The following is a 17,615-nucleotide window of genomic DNA, read 5'->3' on the forward strand; positions in this document are numbered from 1 at the left end:
CCCTCCTTGTATTTCGTAACGTGTTGCTTAATTTTTTATTTCAGGTTTGCACCTGATTTGCTTTCGTAATGTTGCAAGATTTCGTAAGCCTGTTGGCCACTTTTGGCAGCGAACAACTGCTTCAAAGTGGTGGTGTCGGCAATGATCTCCGCTAGTTCCTGAATCGCTTGCAGATGCTGATCAGTGTCTTTAACGGCAATCGGCACGATCATGCGAATGTGAAACCCGTTTGGATAAATCACCGGCTGTTTCAGAATATAAAAGGCAAAGCCATTGTTGAGCACCCCGTTTTCCGGAACTGTGTGGGGAATGGCAACCTCCGTTCCAATGAAGCTGTAATTATCCGCAGCTGCTGTCTCGTCGATCAACGTTTGGCGAAACGGATCGGTCACATAATCCAACCGTTCCAACGGTTCAATTGCCTGCTGTAAGGCGTTTTGCCAATCGCGGCTTTGACCGATCTGAATCAGATTCGGCGCCGTCAACGCTGACAAGCGCGGCTGGTGAACTTCCGGGAGTTCCTCAACCCCTTGATCGGCTAAAAACCGGCGCAAGGCATGATCCAGCCCCGCGGAATCCGTAATTTTGGCGTGTTTGCGCACAATCGCCGTCAATGCCGAAATGCCTGTTTGGATATTTTTCACGCCAATATCATTCAACACGCGGTACCGCAATTGAACTTGCTCATCTTCGCTTAACAACGGGTGAATGATATATTGCCGCGCTGACGTTTTTAACGGTACCGTGGTGAAAACCAGATCGTAGTCACCGGAAAAGTGTTCGAATTCACGCGCCGAGGTGGCGGATAAAAAGCTGATTTCCGGAAATAACCGGCGCAGATTCTGAATCATCAGTTTGGAAACGATCAGGCCGTTGGTACAAACCACTGCTGCGCGTTCCTTACTGACGTGTAAGTCGGCTGACTTTTCCAATTCACCGTCGAAATAAAAGGCAATGAGGTTGCGCTCATCTTCGGGAATGGTTTTATCCGTCAGCTTCTCGAGCGGTTCGATAATCGCGTCAATGGTGTCGACCATAAACCGATGACGGGGATCGGCGGCCATCACCTGCCCGATGCCGATGTCGCGCAGATGCAAGCCATAGCGAACACGGAAGATCGCCGGTCGCAAGTGGGCGAGGAGCCGTTTCACAAAGTCATCCTGATCCGCCACTTTGATGAACGTCTGTTGTTCAAATTTGGCAACCATGGTACGAATCGCCGCAACCAACGCTTGATCGGCGACCCCAACATCCCCGCGAATCGTGTTGGCCGATAACAGCAGAATCACCAACCACTCCGCATCCGAATCACTCGTTAGCCACGACTGCGGAATCAGCGGTTTTAGCTGTGAAAACTCCTGCGTATCGCTGATCTGATGCTCAAAGTAGGGTGTATCTTTGGCGCGATGCGATAGATTGCGCGTCACGTTCATCAGCACCGCCAGCATTAAAAAGCTAAACGATTCATCGGAGTACGTGACATTCCGGACATTTTCGATTTTGTGAATAAAATGAATGACTTGCTCTGTGGGCACCTTGCCTAACTGCTCGATTGAGCTGCGACCATCGTCATACGTCAACAGCTGGGTGACCAGATAATTCAACAGGTTACGCATCACCTGTTCGGAACCGGCGATAAAATAGCCTGCCTGCCGCGTGTACTTCAGCGTCAATTGGCGCTCGTCGAGGAATCGGGCAACTGCTTTTAAATCAGCTGACGTGGTTGTCCGACTCACGCCGCTGAAATCATAGATGTGCACCAGTGATAACAACTCGTCGCTGACCAGTAAATACAGGCAAATGAGCAAGATGCGCTCGTCTTCTTCGCGATATACATAAGGTTGCGGCGCTTCGGTTGCCTGGACATTGAAAAAGTCAGCTACTTCGCTCGGGGTGACAAACTCACCTCGCGGGGTCCGGGTAATTTTGGGCAGCTGATGATCCACCAGTTCCTGATTGATTTGGGCCAAAGCGTAAGCAAGTTGGCGCCGCGTAATTTTAAATTGTTTTTCCAAATCACCACTTTTCAAATTAGGATGCCGAATAATTTCTGAAAGGATTTGCAGATTGCGTTTCTTCACTCAACCCTCACCTCCAGGTCCAATATCAATTGTACGGGACAAACTGCCCGTATGACGGCGCTTTCATTCCGGCTTTTGTCCACCCCATTCGGATCCGGAATGTTCAAGGTGAACTTATGTCTGCCTCAAGCGCGTGGTTATGGGTTTTTGCTTGGGTGGAAAAAATACTGAAGATCTAACGTAATGTGTCCCTTGCCGTGCCAAACTCCGCAATCTCCGGCGGGGACTGGGCTGGAACGTGGTGGGCACGACTTAGAGCCTCTGCAAAACCGGCAGAGTCTCTAAGCTCGGCCTTGTACTACGCCGGGAAGACCGCCCGGCTAGTACAATCTCACCACTGAGCCCGCCCCCGCCTCCGATTGCTCCGCCTTGGCACTTACTCATTTAAAAAAGGTTGACTGACTACCCTCTGAGACAACAAAAGACGAGTGAATTTTCTGTAGATCGGAAAATTCACTCGTCTTATTAAGCTAATGTGAAGGTTACGCCAATCTCAGCAATAACTCGACACCGTTAAAAATGTAATCTTGGATACAACTGTCTGCGCATTCACCTATCCATCTGAATCTGGTTAACAGCATCAAAGGTAGGATCAATCGCACCGTTAAAGTCATCTCTTATGAAGACGCTGTTGACTTCAAAAGCATTGGTTGCTTGGTTAATTTGACGGTAAAGCAATTGATATTGTATCGGTGATATCCGTGGCGCTATCTTTTTCAAGTGGCGATATGCCGCTACCTTAATCTCATTTAATGGATAACCCTTTGTTTCTAGAATCGCGGTTTTCGTCCAGCGATAGGTTGTCTTGCGAATGTGACTGAAATCCGGCTCATCATAAGTCCGGCCATCGCGATCAACGGCATAGACAAACATGCCGCCTAAATTTTCACGCGAAAACGTTGCAACCGTATGCATGTTCGAGCGTAAAAAATGATTGGGATCGGTGTCATACCAGCGATTATGATCGCCCTCTTCCGGAAAGCTTAATCCAGCCAGCAACCGAGCTTGCGGAAAGCCAGCCGCCGTATAAGTTTGGCGCATTTTCTCGGTTCGATTTGGCCCACTGCCATATTGTTGATACCCGAGCTTGGAAAAGTAGCCCATGACATTTTCAAACGGGGCAAGGTAACTGCCATTGGTATCATAAATCAATAAGGTGCCATTTCCCCGCTTTGGGGCCTAGATACTGTCCCATTGTCTGAATAATACGATCTGACAACGCAACTTTTTCGGCATCTGGGTACTGTTCCATATCAATATCGATGCCGTCCAGTCCCCATTGACCGGACAATTCATAGATCAATGTCTGCACATATTCATCAATCTCGCTTGCGGTTGGATTTTTGCCATATTGCTGAATTAAGCCATCGACCATAAGACCATAATCCAAAGCACGAACCAGTTTTGCGCCCCGGCGATGCATTTCCGGTGCATAGACGGTTTTTAACTTATCGAAAAATGGTTGCGCCTTGGCCTCTTGACCGGCTGGAACGTAGCTGAACACGTTGATAATATCAATCCCGTATGGCAAGTCCAGCATACTTTGCGGATTCGGATCCAAAATTGTTGTATTAACCCCGTGCATGGCTTGGTCCCGCCACGCGCGATAATAAACCATAAACGTCTTTTGCGGCGTTTCCGCTGACGCACTCACTGACTGCGGCTTCATCATCAGACTTAAAAAGATCCCGCTGGCGATGATCAGCCAGCTTACCCACCGTATCTTAAAACCCTTTTTCATTGTCATGACCCTCCCAATCAAGCAAAATCAGCTGTCTGCCTTCTCACCCAACCGCTCGTACAACGCCACGATTTCCTCAGCCAAGTCGCGAAACGTAATGGCAGTCATGACGTGATCTTGGCCGTGAACCATCAAAAGTGACACAGCTTGATGCTGCCCGTTTGCTTCCGCGGTCAACATGCTGGTCTGAGCTTGATGTGCATCGGCTAAGAAGTGATCGGCTTCTTTGAGTTTGGCTTTTGCCTGTTTAAAGTCGCCAACTTTTGCTGCTCGAATGGCTTCAAATGCGGCATTCTTCGCATTGCCGCCAGCCATAATGAGCTGCATCACGACCAGTTGTTGTTGTTCGTCCATGAGCCTCGTCCCCCCTTAAGCCTTTAAATCAAGCGCGGTCTGTAAAACCCGGTCGCCTTTCATCAAGCCGTAATCGGACATATTGATAACAGCGACCGGTATCGACAAGGCTGCTTTAAAGTCGCCTTCCAAATAGCGTACCTGGGGACCGAGCAGTAAAACGTCAGGATGCTCGGCTGCCAACTTGTCTTTTGCATCTGCTGCCTAAGCTGCAAAGATTTTGACGTTAGCCTTGATTTGTTCAGCAGCATCCATCATTTTTCTAACCAACATACTGGTCGACATTCCTGCCGCACAAACCAGCATGATTGTTTTCGGATTTTCAGCCATAATGAAGTTCCTCTTTTCTATTGGGTCGATTTTTCAACGCGCGCTGGTTGGGAATCGGCGTCCGGCACATAACCGGTCGCCGCAACTTGGTGGAACCAGTAACCGGATTTCTTCAGCGACTTCGTTTGATTGCGCAAATTGTTGCGGATCAGGCCGTATCGATTTTTATAGGCATTCAGCCACGACCAGCAATCAATGCCAGTCCAGACAAAGTACCCATGGCAATTGGCGCCGGCTTCAATCGCCTGATGCAGGAAGCGCAGGTGATCGGTCATAAATTGAATCCGGTAATCGTCCTGCACCACCTCGTCTTGCAAAAAGCGCTCCTCGTCAGCAACGCCGATGCCATTTTCCGCCACAAACCAGTCGATATTGCCGTAACGTTTTTTGATGGTCATCGCAATGTCATATAGCGCGTCGGGATAAATTTCCCAGCCTTTGTCGAGATTCATTTTGCGTCCGGGCATATCGTATTCGTCAAAATAAATGTCCGGCAACCACGGTTGCAGACTGTCAGGTGCCACGTCCGGCGTCTGCACGCGATAAGGATGGTAATAATTCACGCCTAATACATCAATGTGATTGGCTGCAATGATCGCTAATTCTTCAGGCGTTGACGCCCACAAAACGTGATCCTGTCTCAGTCGTTCGACCAGCGCTTCCGGGAAACGCCCATGAATGGCCGGTTCCAAGTACAGATCATTCGCCCACAGCTCCGCGAATCGCGCCGCTGCCCGATCACCATCAGACTGGGAGGCCGGATAAACCGGTGTCAAATTGATGATGGTGCCGATGGTCGCATCCGGATGCTGGTTGACCTCACGAAATGCCGCCACCGCCTTGGCACTAGCCAAATTGAGGTTATACGCAACCTGAACTGCCGCCTTACCGTCAACCAGATTGGGATAGTGAAATTGATATAAGTACTGCCCGTCCACAATCACCTTGGGCTCATTAAACGTAAACCAGTGCGTCACTTGATCCCCGTAAAGTTCAAAACACCGCCGCGCAAATTTCACATACAGATCGACAACGTGTTTGGACTGCCAGCCGCCATAACGCTGCTGCAAGGCAATAGGCAGATCGAAATGATGCAGGTTCACATACGGCGTGATCCCCAGCGCATGCATCGCGTCAAACACGCGTCGATAATAATCCGCCCCTGCCGGATCCACCGTGGCCGCTTCAAGATCATCAATCAAGCGTGTCCATTGAATCGAAATCCGCAGCGCCTGAACCCCCGCCTGCTTCAACAGTTTCAGATCCTGTTCATAATCGTTGTAAAAGTTTGACGCCACATCAGGACCGACATTGTGATAAAAATCCTGTGGCCGCGTATGGTAATGATAATCAAAGATATTTTCATGCTTTTTGTGAAAGGTGCCCTCTGCTTGGGGACCGCTTGTGGCCGCACCCCAGGTAAAATCAGCTGCAAATTGGATGGCCATCACTTCCTTTCTAAGCGGCTCAAACCGGCTTGACTTTGTTGAAAATGAACCGCCGCGCCATACAGATTGGGATCGGCTTGAAACTTGGCAATCCGAATAACCGGCCGCACCGGTGCCAGTTCGGTTTGCGCCATGACCGCATCCAGCGCCGCTTCCAAATCGGCCAATAAATGTGGATTTTGGGAAATCCCGCCACCAATGACGAAACAGTCTGGATCAAAACTATATTGCAAATTGAAAATGGTCGTGGCCAGAACATGGAACATGCGCTGAACGGCTTTTTTGGCTTCCTGACCACCTTTGTGTGCCTGCTCATATAGCGTTTTGCCATCCAGGTGAGTACCGTGGCGCCGATTGTAACGTGCCACCGTGTTAACCAGCGTGCCAAGATGGCTGACGGAATCGTCATCGCCGTGCCACATATAGCCAAATTCGCCACCCATCATATGGCGGCCCCGATGCAGCTGACCATTAAGAATCACCGCCCCGCCAACGCCGGTTCCAAGCACCAGAAAAATCGCATCGCGCACATCAACAGCCGCACCCGCTTGCACTTCAGCCAGCGCCGTGCAGTTCGCATCATTTTCGATTGTGACCGGCAGCTCCAAGCGGTTGGTTAACTCGGTCACGATCGGAAAATGATGAATATAAGGCACCGCACTGGCACCCCGAATGATGCCCGCCGTTTGATCAACAACGCCGGGACTACTGATCGCCACGCCAGTCACCTCGGTCGTCTGCCGCAACGCCGTCACCTGTTGTTGCAGGCACTGATAAAAGGCTGCCAACGTTTTCGGCGTTGCAACCTTGTTTTGCTGAAAAAGGCCGGTTTCGGCAGCATAGCCACCAAACTTAATCGTAGTGCCGCCAATATCGATCACCGCTAAACTCATCGCAATCCTTCCTGTTCCTGTTGCTGAATCACATCAAGTGCCAACTGGCAAAAGGTCATATTCGCCCATGAAAACCACGTGCGGGTATATTGCAGCGGATCATCCTTTTGAACGCCTTCGTGACATTGACCGGTTCCGCCGGTTGTCGCCACCAGCAACAACAATTTCGCCATTTTATCCGCGGCGGTCGTTGCGACCAAGCCTTCCATTGCCACCGCAATCGGCCAGACATATTCTGGCGGCGTGTGCTCGCTACCGATACCGGTCAACATTTTTCCCTCAGAGTAATAAGGATTCTGCGGGCTGAGGATAAATGCCTTTGTGGCCAGATAAAGTGGGTCATCCGCGGCGATGGCGCCTAAAAACGGCAGACTCAACAAGCTTGGGACATTGGCATCATCCATCAGGCGGACGTGCCCAAGGCCATCGACTTCATAGGCCAAGCCTTGTTCCCCACTCGGCAACATTTGAATCGCGTATGTCATGACGCCTTGCTCAATCGCTGCCACCAACGTCTGTGTCCGCTTGGCCAGTAACCGCTCATCAACCGGCATCAATGGCAATAAGTGGGTCAAAACCGTTTTGGCTAACAGGTTGGCCGGAATATGAAAACCATATTCACACCGATTATCACTGGGTCGAAAACCGTCCCAGATCAAGCCGGTCTCGCCAATTGGATTGCCTAATCCGTTGTTGGGAAGCGTATCGTTTTCATCCGTGTCCGACCGCCGAAAGAAATATGGCGACCGCTCATGATGCTGCTCCTGTTCAAAAATCGTCAGAATCAGCGTGAACGTGGCCCAAAAGTCGATGTCAAAAATGCTGGCATCCCCGGTTTCGGCGTAAAGATTCACCGCCAACAGCAATGGCGCACACAGAGTATCGATTTCAAATTTTCGTTCCCAAACTTGCGGCGACATCGGCCGATCGCTTTCGTCATCTGCCCGCCAATGCGCGCCACTAGCCGTTTCATTAAGGGCGTTCGCGTAAGGATCAAGCCGCACAAAAGCCAGTTCACGACGCAGCACCCCTTCAAGTATCGGCTTCAAGTCAGGAATGTCCTTGATGAGTTGCACATATGGCAACACCTGAAACGTCGCATCCCGCAACCACATTGCCGGAATATCACCAGTCGCGACAAAATACGTACCATCAGGCTGACGGCGGGTCGCTTTAACCAGCGCGTCGGGTAATAATGTCCGAAACATTGTCTGGGTCGCTGTATCCGGCAGTGGATGGGCTTCAGCATATTCCGTTAAGGCTGCTGCCAACGCTGACTTTTCTTCCATATTATGCGTGCTCCTTTTCTGCCACTGCTGGCGATTGGCGCGGATAGATGCCATAAGTCCGAATCTCACCCGGCTTAAAGGCAGGCAGTTTGAATACCGTCATATCCGTTGCGACTGTTTGCCGAACCTCATTATTGAGATTTAACAAGCGAACACTGGCGGGTTGGGCAAAATGAAGCGTCGTTGCTTCCGTGTCAGTTTGATCGTTTGGATTGTACAGCCGGACGAGATACCCGGTCCCATCCGCAGTGGCGCTCACGCTGGACACGACCAATCCCGAACCGCTTAGCTCAATCGCAGAGTGATGTTGCAATGGCGTTTGATTTGCGTTAATCGGGAAGTATTGCAACGGGGTGGTAAAGCGATCAATTGTCTGGTTTTGGTAACCCAGACTGCCAATCGCCAGTGCCTGCACCCGGCGCTGTAATTCAACCGGATCAAAGGTGGCATCCAAACAAATACCGCCGCGCATGTGCCGTGTTCCCAACAGCTGACTGTCAGGAGTCGGCACATACCGAGTCTGTAAGCCAGACGCATCCCCCGGCCGGCGCTTCAAATCTGGCCGACCGAGGTAACCGACACCACGAAACATCGTCACTGCTAACTGATCAAACTGCTCGCCGACAATTTGCCACTCTTTTTCACCTAAACCAAGGAATGTCCAACTGGTCTTTTGATCGTGACTGTTGGCAAAATGAATCAGTGGCCGCAGCGCAGTGGGCTCCTCGTGATAACCGATGGCTTGCCAGTCCTTCAGATGCGGATCGATGACCGGACGCGCTGCCACGCCAAAGGGAGTATCGGCATAGCTATCTTTTGCCTTGATTGGCGTCTTAAGCACCAGCCGCAGTCGGTGATCGCGCACCGTATTCTCGACCGTCAAATCAAATCGGATCACGGGATCATCAGCGGCCAGTTGCAACACCAGCGTATATGGCATCACAACGTCAGCCTTTTGCACCTTGCGATCGGCCAACTTGCCTGGTAACTGCCAGCTCCCCCGGAAAATCAGGTCACTTACCAACTTACCCTGATGGCCGGTCACCTCGGCCTGCGCAAGCGACAAGTCAAGCAGCCAGTCCTGATCAGGCGGCGAGTAATCGTACGTATCGCCCGCGTCGCCGCCATCCTCGAAGTGAAGCGGATCGACAAAGGTTTGCCGCGTGCGGTGATCCGTCAACAAGAGCTTGCCACCTTCAAAAGTCAGCGTGTAAACACCGTTGCTAATCGTGGTGCTTTTGGTTCGCAACGGCATCGCTTGGTGCGCCGGCTCAAGCGTCAAGCCCACCCAATCCAGCGCATCAATGACTACTGGCACCACAATGGTCGTGCGATAATAGATGTCCGGCGTCTCTTGAGCGGGATCACCACGCAAAACGGCATTATCGACTTGTTCTTGCTTCAACACCTCAAACGCCACCGGTTCGCCGGTTTCATCTTTCAGGTTAAAATGTGGTTCGCGCGTTGCCACCGTGATCTGGCCGGTTTGGTGAACTGGTTGAATCGTCGGGTTCCAAAAGAAAACGTTCAACGAATCCGGGGCATTGCTGGCCAACTTGCGTAATATATAGTCACGAAGCGATTCCGCCAACTGTAAGGCATCGGTGCCGCGCTGGGCGATGTCGCGATTCGTCTCATCCGAATTACAGCCTCCGGAAGAATCATGCGCCTGACCGCGGGCAATGCTTTTCCAAATGGTTTCAACGATGCCGGACTGGGCTTCAATGCCCTGGTGTGTCGCCACGGCCATCAGCGGTTCAACAACATCGACCATCAGATGTTCGAGCCGATCATACAGTGCCTTCAAGTCAGCGCGTGACGAATAAATACCGCGATGAATTTTCGAGGCAGACGGATCCACAAACTCGCCTTGGTAAGTTGGTAAGTCCGGCGTTGTCGCCAAGTCTTTGAAAAAATCCGGATAATTGTCTTCCACCAAGTCAAATTCATCTTGTTGCGCATTGGCGATTTGCAGCCGATCCTTCAAATTGAAATCAACCGCGCGCTGATCACCGCCCACCGGCAAAACCAAATCATGCGCCTGCGTATCGGTGGCAATGCGGTGAAGTAAACTCGCCACATCGTCATTTTCAATCAGCTCAACGCCGGCGTAATAACCATTTTTAATATTTGCGGCCAACACTTTGGAGCCGTCATTGGCGGTCCAGTAAAAGTAACGCGCGTTCTTCTCATGCGGCATCCCCCGCCAAAAGACGGTCGAGCTGATGTCAAAGCCGTGATAAATCTTCGGCATGTCCTGCCCATGCCCGAACGAATCTGGCAGATAGCCGACTTTCATAACACCGCCTAAATCAGCAGCCAGTTTGTGGCCAAGTTGCAGGTTCCGCACAATGGATTCGCCACTGGTGCCCATCTCGTCAATTTGCGTATACCACGGCCCGACGAACAGCCGCCGCGCCTGAATAAATTTGCGCATCTGATCGCGTTGTTCGGGATTGGTCTGCAAATAATCATCGACAATTGCCATCTGACCATCCAGTAAATACGCATCCAGTTGATTCGTCTCAAGCGCCTGCAACACTTCCGCCATATGGTACGCAAACTGAACCCGGGCTTGCTGACGCGTGAAGTACCATTCAAAATCCCAATGTGTATGGGCAATCACGTGAACTTTTTGCATTAATCAAATTCTTCTTTCTGTCTTCATGCCGTGTCTACCAACTATGCCGTGGCCAGTCGCCGTTCACTGCGTTGATTCATAATGACAAACGGTGCGTAGAGGAAAACATCGATGACAACCAAGACGGCCGTCAAAATCACCGGACTCATATGCAACCCACCAAGGATCCAGGTGCTGACAAAAATCGGCTCATTGCCCGAATTTAAGACGACAAGCGGTACCACCCAGCCAATCGAAGTCACCACATACGCCACAATCGCGTTAAACAGCGGTACGAAAATCCACGGAATGAACATGATCGGATTCAAGACAATCGGCAAGCCAAAGATAACCGGTTCGTTGATGCCAAAGCACCCCGGCACTAAGGCCAATTTAGCCACTTCCCGTTCTTTCTCACCTTTTTTGGTAAAAATCAGCATGGCGATGATGAGGCCAAATGTTGCCCCTGAACCGCCGATCATCGCGTAAACGTTGGTCATCGTGTTAGGTGCAATCGAGATGCCGGCAAAACTTTTGGTTTCCGCAAACTTAGCCACATTCTGCAGGAATAACGGCAGCCAGAACGCGGAAACGATCCCCCAAACAATGTTGAAACCGTGCAACCCAAGGAACCACAGAATCTGTTCTAATAAAATGACAACAATAATAGCTGGTAATCCGGTACCGACAGTCAGTAACGGCTTAATGATGACCGTTGAAATCAGCTGAATTAAACTGGTGTAGCCCATGGCCTGAAGACCGATCCGCGCCAGTCCGAACAACAGCAACACTTCGGTCATCGGAATTAAGGCAAAAAACGAGTCAAATACATTTTGTGGGACACTCCCTGGCATCCTAATGGTGAACTTGGACCGGCTGAAGGAAGCAAACAGCGCAACGGCTAACATCCCGACAATCAAGCCGGTAAACATCCCTTCATAACTGAACAGCGACGCCGCAAACCCTTCAATCACTTTTGCCTTAGGGTCGGCAAAGTTAACATTGTTCGGCACCATGACAAAATAGGCGGAAAAGGCCAACAAGGTGGCAATAATGACATTCATACCTTTGTTCTCATCACGCCGCTTTAACTCAACCGCGTAGGAATAGGCGCTTGAAACCACCACAATCAAGCCAACAATGCCAAGCGTGGCGACGCCGAGATAACCAAAAAGTTGACTCAGACTCGCCAACCAACCCCAATTTAAATGTTGCGACTTAATCAACGCATCCAGTTGCATCTTGATCAGGTTCGAAAACGATCCAATCACCGTAAATGGAATCGTCCGAACAAAAGCATTCTTAACAGCTTGGAGAATCGTGTTGTTCTGCACCCACATCGATGCCTTCAGCAACGGCTCCTGAAGCTTATCCACATTGAACTTCATCATGCATCACCCCTAAGTAGTTTTGAAAAGAAAACGTTTTCCAGCATCGTCAGTTTACCGGTTTCCCTAATTTTTGTAAATCCTTATTTATATTTTGTATATACAAATTATGTGATGCTGCCGGATAACACTGGCTTAATCTTGATCAACTTGAAAATATGGCTTATCAAATCATTCGCTTATGTTATAATCGCTTAACAAGTAAGCCATTGAGGTGACGGTGTTGTATCTTTATTCGGAAATTTATTCAGACATTAAAAAAGACATTTTAACGAACCACTATCGCGCCGGTAAGCCGCTGCCCACACAAAAAAAGCTGGCGGAAACTTACCACACCAGCCGTTTAACCATTAAAAAAGCGCTAAAACTCTTACAAGATGAAGGCCTGATTTACAGTCAGCAAGGATCAGGTAGTTTTGTGCGCGCCCGAGCAACTGAAGACGACAAGGAACTGCTACCGCTCGATGCGCCAATTGGAGCGACCTATTCCCACCGCGATCAAAACATCTCCAGCAAACTGCTGTATTTTGATGCGCGCTTGCCCAATGAAACCGAGCAAAAAAATCTTGCCATTAAAAGTAATGAACCCGTCTATGACATCAAACGGGTTCGCCTCATCAATGACCGCTATTACAGCCTTGAACACACGATCATGCCCACTAGCATCGCGCCGTTAGACAAGGACATTCTAAAGGGTTCCATTTACGATTACGTCGGCAACCGTGGCATTCAGCTAACCGACGCCCGCCGCATTTTATACGCAACCGGAGCCGACGCCGAAACCGCCGACGCCCTTGATATCAAAAAAGGCAGCCCGGTACTCGTCATTGAACAAACAGCATACGACCAAAAAGGCCACGCATTCGAATACTCGGTTTCGCGGTTCATTCATGATCACTCCCGGTTTGTTTTGAATATTCATCGAAAATTGCCGGATTTTTTGGGGTGATACTGTTGTTTGAGATTACAAGTTGTCGGATCGGCGTCCCCTCATGACGCCACTTCAAAGAAGCCAAAAACAATCTGAGCCATAATTCGGTAATAACGCTCATATACTAGTAAATTCCGAATGATAAAAAAGCTTAGGCAATTAGTTCCAAGCCGTTCCAAACCCAGCTGGCCTACGATTGCTCCGCTTTGGCACTATCATCTTAATAATCCTAGCCAATTTTTCTAGGAAAACTAAAAACGGACGTACTCCATTTGTTAGAGAGTATGTCCGCTTCTGTATCGTGGCCGTGAATTATGACCGCGCTTTTTTTAATTTATCCACTTTATTTTAAAATTCTAAGCCTTTAACGGCTGCTTCAACATCCCATCAGTTGGCTTGCCGCATGATTGGTAGCTGTCCAGCAAGCCCAACTTCATGAAAACGGTTTGTTGATACGCAATCTTCGCGTTCCATTCAACGGTCTCCAAGATTTCGGTGGCGTGGTGCAAGTCTTCAGAGGTAATCAGGACGCCATGACTATTTAGCAAGAAAATATGCTCTTTTGCCACGTCCCCAACCTCTTTGAGTCCATTGTAGACGGTATCGGCAAGTTCCTTGGAGCAGGCCGGCGCGTATGGCAGCACGCGGATCGGCCCGACTTCTCCGGTGACCTCGGTAACGTTCGGCATGTCCAATCCAGCCGTTGCCCAGAACATCGACTCTTCGGCGTGTGAATGATACACGCAGCGGATTTTGTCATTAGCCCGATAAGCTTCTTCATGCATATTGATTTCGCGGGTTAAGCGACCAACGCCATCAATTTGCTGGCCGGTTTCAAGATCTACCACCAAAATCTGAGTCGGTTGAAGCTTTGCGTACCAAGCTTCTGACATCATTGTTGGCGTCATGATCAGATAATCTTTGCCTGCTTTAATATGAATTGAACCATAGTCAAAATCCTTGTCAGCGGTAATCCGGACACTAATATTACCGCCAGCTACATTGGTGTTCTTGCGGACAAACATCTCCCGCGCAACTGCTGCTAAATCCTTCCGTTCTTCTTCAAAAACATATTGTTCCGTCATTTTGTATTTCCTCCGTTATTTGCACGTTGCGCCAGCAAAACTTTGCGACGCTGTGCCAACCGTTTTTCCCGTTTTCGATCATAATCACCAAACAGGATTGGATTGACTTTTCTGTACAGAATCAAAGTAATGAGGCCCATCAAGAGACATAACACGGTATTGCCGCCTAACAAGGCAATTGAGACGCCAAGAGTATCGATGAAAACCAGTAACGAAGCCCAGGTTTTACTCATGCTTATCATCCTTATTCTTCTCGTGACTGGTTTGACTGAAATCCAAACCGCTAAGATCATTTAAATCAACATCGTCTACTTCATTATTTTGCGACGATGACGTTTTCTTGCTTTCGTTAGAAGCTTTGGCATCGCTGAAGTCCAAGCCGCTCAAGTCATTCAAATCAACGTCATCGGCAGTGTCATTCGTATCTGACGCGGCTGGCGCGGCCGCTGCAGTAGCAGGGGCCAAGGTGCCATAACGTTGACTAGGCAATTTGATTTTATTTTGATCGCGGTACAACCAGATGAAACCGAGCGTCCACAGAATTGCCAATGCGATCGCCCACCATTTGCCATTAAAGGCTTGGGCAAAGAAGAGCCGGAAATCAGGTCCTTCAAAAGTCGACCATGACAACTGCTGTCCAGCTTGAACCTTGACCGTTCCGGTTGTCTTCGCCAGATTAGTGATGACCGGGGCAAAATAGGTGGCGCCATACAGGAAAATCGGTGTTGTAATGATGCCCAGCGTAATCATGCGTAACAGATTCGCCCCTGTCAGTAACAGCGCCGCATTGACAAAGGATAGATTGATGATGCCGGCAAATGGTAACACTGTGTTATGCGGTAAGATCATGGCGAAAATCAACATAATCGGTACCAAGATAATCACGGTAACCCATAACTCATTACGCCCGGCAAGAATCGGCCAATCAAGCCCGATATAAACTTCACGGCCTTTAAAGTGTTTTTGCATAAAGCCGCTCATCGCATCGGCAATGGGTTGCAACGCCGTCATGAAAAGTTTGGAAATCATTGGAAACAGCGTCATGGCTGTCGCCGCTTTAACCGCTAAGTTGAGTGAGCCGGAAATGGAATACCCTGCACCAAAGCCAAGCAGCACCCCGATCAATGCACCCATCACGGTGTTGTCACCCCAGACGCCGATTCTCTTCTGCAAAGCATCAGCATCAAACGGCTTGTTCATGATCGGAATAAAATCAAGCAATTTATTCAGCGGCTGTAAGATCACCGCAAACAGCGTGATGAAATGTGGCACCGTGACTCCCGGCATCCCTGTCAGATCCTCGATATGCCGATGCCACATGTCGCCGGCTTTCAATTCAAATACGATCTGAATCCCGGCAACCAAGAAACCAAAGAAGGCATTATGCGTAAAGTACAATACAACAACGTAAGTGAAAATTTTGTTCCAGACATTCCACATATCAACGTTTAACGTTTTGGTCCAGTTAAAGGTCAACATGACAAAATTAATGGCTAATAATAACGGGAAAAACAGAAAAGCTGATTTATACGACCATGTGATTGCCGCTACGCCTGTCCACCCTGCATCAATCGCATTAAGACTCAGGTGGAATAGCTTAGACATGGATTTGGCGGCTGGTGAAATGGCATCCATCATGTAGTTCACAACCAAGGTCATCCCGGAAAAGGCAACCCCTAATGTCAACGCAGCCACAATCGATTTTTTGAACTTCAACCCAGCAACCAATCCCAGAATCAGCATGATTAAGGGAACAAACACCGGTCCCCCGAGATTCAGGATATAATTAACGACGTCTTTTAGAATCGTCACGATTTTTACCTCCTCACAACTTAACAACCCGCGATGCAGGTAACTGTTTCACTTAAAAGGCCAAAACCTGCTGCATCGGTGCGCGTGACATAAGACGTCACTTGCCGGCATTCTGCATATTCTTCAAAGCCTGAATGATTTGTTTGTACGACTTTTCCGGATTCATATTCATAAAGATCGGCATGCCATTAACCACCGCAATATGGTTTTCTTTAGCTAAGTCCTCTAATTGCTGATTCGGCTTGGCGATCCAAACGTAAACGTCATAGTTGTGCAATACTTCAGGTAACTGCTTAAAATCGGTTGCATCCACCGACACACCTTTGACATTATGCGATTCAAAGAAATCCTTGATTCGACTGGCCGTAGCCTCACTTGATGCAACGCCTGATCCACATGCAACAACAATCTTTGCCATAATAATTACGCTCCTTTTTTTAAATTATTTTCCTGCGCGCATTTTAGAATCAAGTTAGCCACTGTCTCAAAATTTTTTGGACAATAAAAAACATCAAGAACAGATATCCTGTATCATTGAAGTTCCTACACAAACAATGGAAGAGGATATTGTCTTGATGCAGAAACAGGATAGCACACACCGCCAAAAAGGTCAGCACTTAACATCACTCGAGCGCGGAAAAGTGGCCGGATTCCGCCAAGCTGGGAAGTCCAATCGTTGGATTGCTGCTGAAATTGGCGTCTGCCCGCAGACCATTAATAATGAAATCAAGCGAGGTACAGTAGATCAGGTCAAGAAGAGTAATGGCAAGCGCGTCTACCATCGACAATACCTGCCAGAGGCTGCTCAGGTACGTTACGAGACTGCACGCTTGAGCTGTCATCGTCCTGACAAGTTCGCCAGCGTACAGGTCTTCTTAGCCTGGTACGTACAGCGAGCTAAGCAGGACAAATGGTCGCCGGATGCTTCAATCGGCTATGCCAAGCGACACAAGCTGTTTACTCCTGAAGAGCTTGTTTGTGCCTCGACTTTGTACCAGTACATTGACGACCAACGCCTAGAGATTCGAAATATCGACCTGTTGGAGAAGACTAAGCGGAAGACCTCTCACCAGCACCACACCAAGGCTAAGCGCCTGGCTGGCCGCAGTATCGAGGAACGGCCTAAGGTCGTTGAACGACGCAGGCAGTTCGGTCACTGGGAGATGGATACCATTGTCGGTAAACGCAATGGCAAGGAGAGCGTCATCTTGACTCTGATTGAGCGCAAGACCCGTTGCCAACTTCTCCGCTTGATCGAAGGACGAGATGCAGACTCTGTGAGCTATGCATTGCGTGGAATCAAGCGCGAATGGGGAGCTTGCATCAAGACCATCACAGCCGACAACGGACCCGAGTTCACCGCCTTAAATACTGCTTTTGCTGGGACGGAAACTGAGATCTTCTACGCCCATCCTTACACGTCCTGCGACCGTGGCACCAACGAGGCACATAACCGGATGATCCGCCAGGACTTCCCTAAGGGCATGTCCCTAGATGACATTAGCCCTAGTCAAGTGCAGGCCACGCAAGACCGCTTGAATCAGTTGCCTCGCAAACAACAGGGCTACTGCACACCCCAGCAAAACTTTGAGGCCGAAGCTCGGCGCGTTCGCCGCATGGCCCAGTAGTCTCTCTAGCGCCAC

General features: G+C 49.4%; 15 protein-coding genes and 1 pseudogene. 2 read left to right on the forward strand and 14 right to left on the reverse strand.

The annotated features are described in order from the left end of the window. Positions 1-35 precede the first annotated feature (35 nt). The 10 genes and pseudogenes from LBCZ_RS12785 to LBCZ_RS12825 all read right to left on the reverse strand — a co-directional run bounded on the left by LBCZ_RS12785 (position 36) and on the right by LBCZ_RS12825 (position 12,144). A complete protein-coding gene (locus LBCZ_RS12785) occupies positions 36-2,081 on the reverse strand; it encodes a BglG family transcription antiterminator (RefSeq protein WP_025013327.1) in 2,046 nt (681 codons plus the stop codon). 549 nt (positions 2,082-2,630) lie between these two features. After that, on the reverse strand, positions 2,631-3,233 hold the full coding sequence (locus LBCZ_RS15125) for an EndoS/ChiA family endoglycosidase (RefSeq protein WP_052253383.1): 603 nt from the start codon (positions 3,231-3,233) through the stop codon (positions 2,631-2,633). Then, complete coding sequence (locus LBCZ_RS15130) at positions 3,223-3,822, reverse strand: EndoS/ChiA family endoglycosidase (RefSeq protein ID WP_052253382.1); 600 nt, start codon at positions 3,820-3,822, stop codon at positions 3,223-3,225. The genes LBCZ_RS15125 and LBCZ_RS15130 overlap by 11 nt, the downstream gene beginning before the upstream one ends. 27 nt (positions 3,823-3,849) lie before the next feature. Beyond that, entirely contained in the window at positions 3,850-4,176 is a 327-nt protein-coding gene (locus tag LBCZ_RS12795; protein ID WP_025013326.1) for a PTS lactose/cellobiose transporter subunit IIA, read from the reverse strand. A 15-nt stretch (positions 4,177-4,191) separates the two neighbouring features. Continuing rightward, positions 4,192-4,506, reverse strand: a pseudogene (locus LBCZ_RS12800) (PTS sugar transporter subunit IIB). Between the two features lie 17 nt (positions 4,507-4,523). Further along, positions 4,524-5,954 (reverse strand): glycoside hydrolase family 1 protein, encoded by a 1,431-nt coding sequence (locus tag LBCZ_RS12805; protein ID WP_025013325.1) that lies wholly within the window; start codon positions 5,952-5,954, stop codon positions 4,524-4,526. Then, positions 5,954-6,847 carry an ROK family protein gene (locus LBCZ_RS12810; RefSeq protein ID WP_025013324.1) on the reverse strand — a complete coding sequence of 298 codons (894 nt, stop codon included), beginning with the start codon at positions 6,845-6,847 and terminating at the stop codon, positions 5,954-5,956. Before LBCZ_RS12810 ends, LBCZ_RS12805 begins: the two co-directional genes overlap by 1 nt. Further along, positions 6,844-8,136: a glycoside hydrolase family 125 protein gene (locus LBCZ_RS12815; RefSeq protein WP_025013323.1), complete on the reverse strand. Its 1,293-nt coding sequence runs from the start codon at positions 8,134-8,136 to the stop codon at positions 6,844-6,846. The genes LBCZ_RS12810 and LBCZ_RS12815 overlap by 4 nt, the downstream gene beginning before the upstream one ends. A 1-nt stretch (position 8,137) precedes the next feature. Beyond that, positions 8,138-10,777 (reverse strand): glycoside hydrolase family 38 N-terminal domain-containing protein, encoded by a 2,640-nt coding sequence (locus tag LBCZ_RS12820; protein WP_039639883.1) that lies wholly within the window; start codon positions 10,775-10,777, stop codon positions 8,138-8,140. A 41-nt stretch (positions 10,778-10,818) separates the two neighbouring features. Next, complete coding sequence (locus LBCZ_RS12825) at positions 10,819-12,144, reverse strand: PTS sugar transporter subunit IIC (RefSeq protein ID WP_025013322.1); 1,326 nt, start codon at positions 12,142-12,144, stop codon at positions 10,819-10,821. A 223-nt stretch (positions 12,145-12,367) separates the two neighbouring features. Here LBCZ_RS12825 and LBCZ_RS12830 point away from each other — a divergent pair, with 223 nt between their 5' ends. After that, complete coding sequence (locus tag LBCZ_RS12830) at positions 12,368-13,093, forward strand: GntR family transcriptional regulator (RefSeq protein WP_039639881.1); 726 nt, start codon at positions 12,368-12,370, stop codon at positions 13,091-13,093. Positions 13,094-13,431: 338 nt separating this feature from the next. Here the strand turns inward: LBCZ_RS12830 and LBCZ_RS12835 are convergent, their stop codons facing one another. The 4 genes from LBCZ_RS12835 to LBCZ_RS12850 form a co-directional block, all read right to left on the reverse strand. Further along, positions 13,432-14,160 carry a class II aldolase/adducin family protein gene (locus LBCZ_RS12835; RefSeq protein ID WP_025013321.1) on the reverse strand — a complete coding sequence of 243 codons (729 nt, stop codon included), beginning with the start codon at positions 14,158-14,160 and terminating at the stop codon, positions 13,432-13,434. Continuing rightward, a complete protein-coding gene (locus tag LBCZ_RS12840; protein WP_039639879.1) occupies positions 14,157-14,393 on the reverse strand; it encodes a hypothetical protein in 237 nt (78 codons plus the stop codon). Before LBCZ_RS12840 ends, LBCZ_RS12835 begins: the two co-directional genes overlap by 4 nt. Then, positions 14,386-15,972, reverse strand: a complete 1,587-nt coding sequence (locus LBCZ_RS12845; RefSeq protein WP_039639877.1) for a PTS galactitol transporter subunit IIC — start codon at positions 15,970-15,972, stop codon at positions 14,386-14,388. Before LBCZ_RS12845 ends, LBCZ_RS12840 begins: the two co-directional genes overlap by 8 nt. A gap of 97 nt (positions 15,973-16,069) precedes the next feature. Next, positions 16,070-16,390 carry a PTS sugar transporter subunit IIB gene (locus LBCZ_RS12850; RefSeq protein ID WP_025013320.1) on the reverse strand — a complete coding sequence of 107 codons (321 nt, stop codon included), beginning with the start codon at positions 16,388-16,390 and terminating at the stop codon, positions 16,070-16,072. Positions 16,391-16,547: 157 nt separating this feature from the next. On the opposite strand from LBCZ_RS12850, the gene LBCZ_RS12855 reads away from it, so the two are divergent. Next, positions 16,548-17,600: an IS30 family transposase gene (locus LBCZ_RS12855; protein ID WP_039639785.1), complete on the forward strand. Its 1,053-nt coding sequence runs from the start codon at positions 16,548-16,550 to the stop codon at positions 17,598-17,600. Positions 17,601-17,615 lie beyond the last annotated feature (15 nt).

Source organism: Lacticaseibacillus casei DSM 20011 = JCM 1134 = ATCC 393 (assembly GCF_000829055.1).
GTDB classification, from domain to species: Bacteria; Bacillota; Bacilli; order Lactobacillales; family Lactobacillaceae; genus Lacticaseibacillus; species Lacticaseibacillus casei.